Here is a 2,008-nt window from a genome sequence, read left to right as displayed (position 1 = left end):
GACCCTGGCCATGCCGAAGCTGATCCTGCCGTCGGTGCAGGTCAACATGCGCGCCGGTGAGATGCCGCCGGCCGAGGACAACGGTCAGGTTTATCTGAAGGTGCCGGTCAACAAGTTCTGACCCTGGTTCGGCCCGTGTAACGTCTTCCATCAGAAACGCCATCCCCCTCAGGAGTGCCCATGCAGATCCACGAACTCGAACCCGGCTTCGCCATCACCGATGCCGTGACGCCCGCCGATCTCGACGAGATCGCCAGCCGCGGCTTTCGCTCGGTGATCTGCAACCGCCGTCCCGGCGAGGCCGAGGACCATCCCGACGATCGCGCCCTGAGTGCCCGGGCCGTCGAACTGGGCCTTGAATGGCGCTCTATTCCGGTGACGCCGGGCGAATACGCAGAGGCCGACATCGAGGCCTTCGGCCAGGCCCTCGATGGGTTGCCTGCGCCCATCCTGGCGTTCTGCAAGACTGGCAAGCGGGCCGTGCACCTCTGGGCCCATGCCCGGTCCCGTGAAGCCGGCTGCGACATTGCGGCACTGCTGGCAGCCGCCTATGCCGCCGGCCATGACCCCCAGCCGATCCGCGAGATGCTCAAGACCTGACGGGTCTGGTGGCTGAAGGCCAAACAGTTGCCCTGGCTCTACTGGAACGGCATTCTCAAGAGGCACGAGTGGCTGGCACGGCCCGCTCGCCGCGACTGAGCAGGGTTTACCGCAGATGACGAGACGCCCATGACCCCTTCACGCTGGATTCCCCTGATCGGCTACCGTCGCGATGTCCTGGCGCGAGACCTGGTGGCGGCGGTGATCGTCACCTTGATGCTGGTGCCCAGGCGCTGGCCTACTCAGTCATCCGGTCATCTCGGGCTTCGTCACCACCTCGGGCATCCTGATCGTCACCAGCCAGCTGCGACATGTGCTGGGCGTGGAGGCGGCCGGCCACAACCTGGTGGAGATGGGCTCGGCGCTTGTCGCGGGGCTTGGGGACATCTCCTGCTGGCCCTGACCGGCACCATCGGTGCCTGGGGCTGGATCGGCGTGCTGCCACTGGCCACTGGCCTGATGAAGACCTGCCCGGCCTACAGCCTGCTGGGTATCAATACCTGCAAGTTCGACAAGTGATCAGCCTTCACTGCAACGACGGAGGTGCCACGACGTGGATCTGACAGCAAGTCTGCAAGGGCTGGTCGGCGGCGTGCTGATCGGCCTCTCGGCCACCTGGCTGATGGCGTCCCTGGGTCGCATCGCCGGCTTCTCCGCCTACTCCCTGATCATCGACTGGGCCAGGTTCCTCCCGGTGTATCGCGACGCCTGATTACCGCCTGACGGTCCCCGACGAACGCCCCGGCCATTCCATCATGCCAGTCAGTTAGCGCTGACTGGCTTTTTTTCTGATGGTATTCCTGTGGCCGGGACAGGACCGCTCGCGCCCCTCTCTGGCAGGACAAAGGCCGGCGCTATATCGGTCATGGACTGGGCGCTGTTGCGCTGTCACAGCGTCTCGATGACGTGTTTGAGCCTGTCGCGAACCGTTGCAGCGATGCGTGCCAATTCGGCATTCTCGACGGCTTGCATCGAGGCCGCCGGATCAACGGCGGCCACCTCGACGCCGCCCTCGGTCGCCTGGACGATCACGTTGCAGGGCAACATCGTGCCGATCTTGTCCTCGGCCTGGAGTGCCTGAAGAGCGAGCGGCGGGTTACAGGCTCCGAGGATGCGGTAGTCGCGGAAGTCCTTGTCGAGTTTCTTCTTCATCGTGGCACGAACGTCGATCTCGGTCAGGATGCCGAAGCCCTCATTCTGCAAGGCGTCGGTCACCAGAGCGACCACGTCGTCGAAGCCCTTGTCGGATAGTGTCTTGGCAAAATAATAGCTCATGGTCTTGCTCCTTCTCTGTGAAATTCGCGACACGCCTTTGTCTGAAACGACCGCCCCAGGTTATCGGCTGATCGCTGCATCAATCGGATTGCGAGACTTTCGCGCCATGAGGTCGATCAATGCCGACATGCCG

4 protein-coding genes and 2 pseudogenes are annotated in these 2,008 nt (G+C 63.6%); 5 read left to right on the top strand and 1 reads right to left on the bottom strand.

Annotation, left to right across the window (positions count from 1 at the left end; all coding sequences use genetic code 11):
• The 5 genes and pseudogenes from ACESMD_RS03425 to ACESMD_RS03405 form a co-directional block, all read left to right on the top strand.
• Window positions 1–121: pseudogene (locus ACESMD_RS03425) on the top strand (MBL fold metallo-hydrolase); the annotation flags it as partial.
• A 59-nt stretch (window positions 122–180) separates the two neighbouring features.
• Window positions 181–600: a TIGR01244 family sulfur transferase gene (locus ACESMD_RS03420; RefSeq protein ID WP_372610335.1), complete on the top strand. Its 420-nt coding sequence runs from the start codon at window positions 181–183 to the stop codon at window positions 598–600.
• Window positions 601–856: 256 nt separating this feature from the next.
• Entirely contained in the window at window positions 857–1,003 is a 147-nt protein-coding gene (locus tag ACESMD_RS03415) for a hypothetical protein (RefSeq protein ID WP_372610339.1), read from the top strand.
• Between the two features lie 32 nt (window positions 1,004–1,035).
• Window positions 1,036–1,119, top strand: coding sequence for a DUF2892 domain-containing protein (locus ACESMD_RS03410; protein ID WP_372610337.1), 84 nt, complete (start codon window positions 1,036–1,038; stop codon window positions 1,117–1,119).
• A 34-nt stretch (window positions 1,120–1,153) separates the two neighbouring features.
• Window positions 1,154–1,255 (top strand): annotated as a pseudogene (locus ACESMD_RS03405) (YeeE/YedE family protein); the annotation flags it as partial.
• 233 nt (window positions 1,256–1,488) lie between these two features.
• Here the strand turns inward: ACESMD_RS03405 and ACESMD_RS03400 are convergent.
• Window positions 1,489–1,875 carry a DUF302 domain-containing protein gene (locus ACESMD_RS03400; RefSeq protein WP_372610333.1) on the bottom strand — a complete coding sequence of 129 codons (387 nt, stop codon included), beginning with the start codon at window positions 1,873–1,875 and terminating at the stop codon, window positions 1,489–1,491.
• Between the last annotated feature and the right edge of the window lie 133 nt (window positions 1,876–2,008).

The organism is Halomonas sp. (assembly GCF_041689495.1).
Taxonomy (GTDB): domain Bacteria; phylum Pseudomonadota; class Gammaproteobacteria; order Pseudomonadales; family Halomonadaceae; genus Halomonas.
The sequence above is the reverse complement of the archived record's forward strand: the minus strand, read 5'-3'. Positions and strand labels throughout refer to the sequence as shown.

Coding starts and splice junctions, on each gene's coding strand:
- ACESMD_RS03400 (WP_372610333.1), bottom strand. CDS start 1,875: ATGAGCTATTATTTTGCCAAGACACTATCCGACAAGGGCTTCGACGAC.
- ACESMD_RS03420 (WP_372610335.1), top strand. CDS start 181: ATGCAGATCCACGAACTCGAACCCGGCTTCGCCATCACCGATGCCGTG.